Source organism: uncultured Eudoraea sp. (genome assembly GCF_947258525.1).
In the GTDB taxonomy this organism is placed as follows: domain Bacteria; phylum Bacteroidota; class Bacteroidia; order Flavobacteriales; family Flavobacteriaceae; genus Eudoraea.
Map to the genome: position 1 here is coordinate 1 of NZ_CAMYIP010000222.1, position 5,284 is coordinate 5,284.

Annotated in this window: 4 protein-coding genes; all 4 read left to right on the forward strand. The window is 40.3% G+C overall.

The window, feature by feature from the left end:
- Nucleotides 1–237, forward strand: a 237-nt coding sequence (locus Q0X89_RS17150) for a hypothetical protein (RefSeq protein WP_297696463.1), incomplete at its 5' end; no start/stop codon positions are given.
- An 83-nt stretch (nucleotides 238–320) separates the two neighbouring features.
- Nucleotides 321–950, forward strand: coding sequence for a DUF998 domain-containing protein (locus Q0X89_RS17155; RefSeq protein ID WP_297696465.1), 630 nt, complete (start codon nucleotides 321–323; stop codon nucleotides 948–950).
- Between the two features lie 149 nt (nucleotides 951–1,099).
- Nucleotides 1,100–4,042 (forward strand): GAF domain-containing protein, encoded by a 2,943-nt coding sequence (locus tag Q0X89_RS17160; protein ID WP_297696467.1) that lies wholly within the window; start codon nucleotides 1,100–1,102, stop codon nucleotides 4,040–4,042.
- On the forward strand, nucleotides 4,039–5,121 hold the full coding sequence (locus Q0X89_RS17165) for an ABC transporter substrate-binding protein (protein WP_297696469.1): 1,083 nt from the start codon (nucleotides 4,039–4,041) through the stop codon (nucleotides 5,119–5,121). Before Q0X89_RS17160 ends, Q0X89_RS17165 begins: the two co-directional genes overlap by 4 nt.
- Nucleotides 5,122–5,284: the final 163 nt, after the last annotated feature.

The window sequence follows — 5,284 nt, forward strand, 5'->3', positions numbered from 1 at the left end:
TACATTCAACAAATGGAAAAAATCTGGATCTTATTACTAGCTGTTCTGATTTTCCTGGCCTTTGCATTTCTCGTATGGAAACTGACCAGTGGTGACATAAAAAAAGAATACGGTACTAAAATGTGGAATCAATGGCCATCCAGATTATACTATTGGCAAGGGGTGGTATTGTATGGGGTCGGACTTACACTTATAACCTTGCTTGTTTTGAAATGGGCTAATGTCTTGATTTTCTAAAAGTGAAATACCCCTGAAAAAAAATACGGTTGCCGACAACTCCTAATACCAAATGATAAATTCCAAATTAAAATAATAGGCTATTGAATAATAAAACCACCTTTTATATCGGTGTACTTGGAGCAAGTATATTCGTTATTTCTTCAATTCTTGGAGGAATTCTTATTGATGGTTATAGTGAAATAAGTCAATTAATAAGTGAATCCTATGCTATTGATACTGAATATGGGGAAGTATTACGATTTTTTGGAATAATCCCGAGTGGCATATTATTGACATTATTTGCCTTTCTGGCATACAAAAAATTCCCGCTATCGAAGCTAACAAAATGGGGATTTTTGATTTTTGGAATATGCTACGGCATCGCAACGGTGATCGTTGGGATCTTCCCATGTGATAGTGGGTGCAACAAGGAATTTATCAACCCAAGTTTATCCCAATTTATACATAATCTTAGTGGATCCTTAACCTATATATTTGTCCCATTAAGCATGATATTAATAGGTATGGCTTTAAGTAAGTTTCCTATATACAAAAAACTATCAAGACTTGGAATTACGTGTGGAATAGTTGGCTATCTATTTGTTTTTCTGTTTTTAGCAGAACCAACTTCCGAATATATTGGCCTATACCAGCGCATAATTGAAGGCGTGTTTATTTTATGGATAATTAGTTATGCTTTTCATTTAAGGAATCTAGATACTAGTGGATAACAACCTCTATTAAACCAAGCTTCGCTTAATAAACTCCAAATTTCAATCTGGATTTTCAGTTTGCAGATTTTGGGCTTTTGAATTTGGAATTTGTTATTTGCGCGCAATGGTGTGCAAGTCGAGGCCATTTTTTCCTAATTTAGTTACGAATGCTGGGAAAAATAAACAGGATACTCCTTTTCTTTTATTTGTGTGGAATATGTTTTCATAGTGCTGCACAGAAATATGGCTATATTCAATATAATGCAGACTCCGGAGCCCCCTTTGACCAGGTTTCCAGTGTGATCAAGGACAAAGAGGGCTTACTATGGATCGGTAGCCAACACGGTTTATATCGATTTGACGGAATCCACTTCGACAACTATAGCCTCCATACTGAGAGTCAATTTATTTATAAGCTTCATGAATCTGGAGATGATCTTCTTTTTGTCAATGAAATGAGCCTCTATCAAATTGAAGATGTGCAGTCCAAACCCACAGTGCGTGCCTTACTGGAAGGTACGATCGAAGAGAATGATGCAAAGCCTTTTTATCCTAACGATTTTGTGCTGGCAAAAGATCAGGAGATCTGGATCAGTCAATCTAATCACAGTATCGGAAGACTTCATAAAGATGGCTATAAAACATATCGATTTTCCAAAACTAACAAATCACAAAAGCTTGCAATAGAGGAAGACTCTAATGGTGGCATTTGGGTGCTGAGTCCGCTGGATGGCTTGTTCTTTTTTAATACAACCGCTGATTCCTTCGAGAAGAAATTGAACATAACAAATGGAAATGTACTATTGATCCATAATGATGATCTATTAATTGGGAGTGATGCACTCCGGGTATACAAGCGTAAGGGAAACAGTGTACAGTTAGATAAGACGATAGCCATAGAGGACGATCACGTTTCAGCGATCCATATAGATCATAAAGAGGAATACATTGTCGGGACCAGAAAAGGGAGGCTGTTTAAATTTTCAGATCTGAACAGTCCGCCCCAAACCATATATGGCGCAAATGAAGCGCACCGGGTGGTAGAACTGGACTTTGGGCATATCAATGAAATATATGTCACTACGGATAGTATTAGCAAGAAAGATAAGCTTTGGGTAAGTTCGGAGACCGGACTTTGGCTTCTGCACCAACGATTTTTTAAGACTGTAGAAAACTTGCCGTTGAATAATCCCATCGGGCTTGCCATGGGCGATCAGGGGAAGGTCTGGGTGCCTATGAGTTATCTATACGAGATCTCCCCTGAAAATGATGAATTCAGCGCGCGGCCGATCTTTAACAACTTGCAGGCAAATGCTGTCGCTCAGGATATAGCCGGATTCACCTGGGTATCCACGACTACTCCTAAAGTTGAATTATTAAAATATGACAAGAACAGGCTTGTTGAGCGCTTTGATTTCCATGAACGCGGCGAGACCATTTTCTATTTGTTTCCGGACAGTAAAGGCAATATATGGTTCTGTCAGGCACCTTTAAACAAACCCATTGTCGGTGTCGCAAAGATCAGTTCAAGAGGAGAGATCAATTATTATGACGATACGAAGGGATTTTCCAGCAGGGTGCTGGCGATAAAGGAAAGTTCGCGGGGTGAGATCTATGCTGTTGGTATTGGAGAAAAAAGCTATTTGTACCGTTATGACCCGCAACAAGATCAATTCGTAAACCTCAGCCCTGAACTTCCTTTTACTGCCTTGTTAAATTTTGAGGCTCATGACCTGACTATAGACGATCGTGGTGTTGTATGGTTAGCAACTACGGACGGCTTGCTGCGCTACGATTCTGAACAGATCACCTTGATCAAAAATGACATACTGGGCCAGGAAGAAGTAAGAGGGGTAACACATTACGCCAATAATAATATATGGATCGCCACGGCGACCAAAGGACTCGTATTTCACCGGCAAAATACATCGACAGCTTTGGGGGAACAGGAAGGCTTACCCGCAGTAATTAGTGCATATAGATGTATAACTACCGATGCGCGTGGTCATCTTTGGGCCGGCACAGCTGAGGGCCTGGTATACTCGCGCATGTCGGCCTCTGACCTCCCGGTTTCCAATACACCAAGACTCAGACAGATCACGATCAATGGTGTGGAAAGCGGTGTAGCATTCGATCAGGAATTAAGGCTTAGAAATAATCAGGAACTCGAACTAGAATTTACTAATGTATCCTTTCCCGCCAAAAATGTTCACTATCAATACAGACTGCTTCCCGAAGCCGACAGGGAGATCATGTTGGAAGAACAAATTTGGCAGTCTAATGGCACCACCAATACCCTTAAGCTCAGTAGTCTTGAACCTGGGGATCACTATCTGGAATTGAGGGCCAGGCAACCGGGAGGATACCAATGGAGCGCTCCTTTAGCGATCCAATTCAACGTTTTTCAACCCTGGTATCTGCAATCCTGGTTTCTGTATGGTTCGATAGGTTTGTTGATCTTATTAATAGCATTTTACTTTAGGATTTATCTGATGCGGCGTTTTAAAAGGTTACAACAAGTATTGAAATACTCAAATGAAAAGCTTGCCGATAAAGAAGCACAACTCCATCAGAAGATCAGGGAATTTGAGGAACAGAAAGACGAATTGGCTAATGCAAACTCAAATATTCAAACCCTGGAGTTGTTTATTAAGGAAATCCCGGAAAAGGCATCCTGGCAGGACATAGTCACAGCAATGGGAAAAGCAGTAAACCTGGCAGACGATATAGACGCTTTTGAGATCGCATTTAAGGAAGAAAACGAGATCGTACACAGGGGCTTTTCCAACCAGGAGCGCAGCGGTTTTACCTTTAGGAGCAAACCCTTCAATGCCAAAACCAGCTTAACATGCTGGGCTATGACAAATAATCAGGAAGTCCTGATCAATGACTTTGAAAAAGAGCATGGGATGTATGTGCAGGAAAAGGCGGCCTATCGTTTTAATTCGTTGTTGTTTATCCCTTTTACATTAGAAAACGGGCAGGCGGTTGTATTATGTGCCTATAGCATTAAGAAAAATGATATTGATCCTAATGATCAGATCATGTTCAGAATTTTAGCCCAATTTATCCACTTTTCCATTCATCAAAAACTAACGAAAAAGAAATGAGGAGGCTCTTATTTTACATATTGATTTTCTCATTTTCAGCAGTCAATGGGCAGCAATCGCTTGCCCAGGGAGATACCCTTGTTGTAGGCATCTACCACAATCCGCCCTTTGTCATACAAACAGATGATAATTCCTTCGAAGGTTTAAGCATTGAGCTTTGGGAAAACATTGCCAAGTCTTCCGATCTGAATTTCCGTTATGAGCAATATTCTGATTTTATCAGTATTTTAAAAAGACTGGAATACCGGGAAATCGACCTTACGATCAACCCAATGGATGTAAATGAACTACGCGTTGAAAAATTTGACATGACCCAACCGTATTTCATTTCCAGTATTGGTGTAGCTATTCCGTACCTGAACCGCTCAGCGTTGAGTGTTTTTGTCAGCAATATTTTCTCTTTGGCCTTTTTAAAAATTATTCTACTGCTCATCCTGGTCATATTTGTGTTTGGTTTTTTTCTTTGGCTAGTAGAGCGCAGGCATAATAAATTTCAATTCCGTCCGGGTCTTTTGGGCTTATTTGATGGCCTGTGGTGGTCTGCTGTAACCATGACTACAGTAGGATATGGGGATAAAGCCCCTAAGTCGAATTTAGGCAAGTCCATTGCCATTATCTGGATGTTCACCGCTGTGATCATCATTTCAAGTTTTACGGCCGGTATCGCTTCTACCTTAACCATAAGCGGATTGCAAACCGACATCAATACGGCCGAAGATATTCGCTTGGTCAAGAAAGTTTCTGCAGTAGGCGCAACCAGCGGAGAGCTGTATTTAGTGCAAGAGGATATCCCGATCACACAATCCTATGCCTCCCCTATCCTGGCACTCAGGGCGCTCGCTAAAAAAAACAATGATGTGTTATTATATGATCATACCGTATTGCAGTATTATATTAACAGGCTTTCATTAAGTGAAAAGGTAAAACTATTGCCTTTTACACTTAGGGAGCACTACCAAAGTTTTATGCTTCCTAAGGATCACCCTGCTTATGATCGGATCAATGTGGGATTAATGAAGGAGATCCATACGAACCGCTGGGAAGGACTGCAAAGGAAGTATGATGCTATGGAGCGATAAAACTAAAGATCGAATATAAACCAAGTTACGCTTAGCAATAAAAGTAACTAGTTCGTTAAGTTCCTGGATTGGCTAAAAAGAAAAGAGAGTTCAATTTTAACATTTAAGATATGAAACAGATTTTTACTCTAGTATTGCTTGTACTTTTGCAATTGGTTGTTAG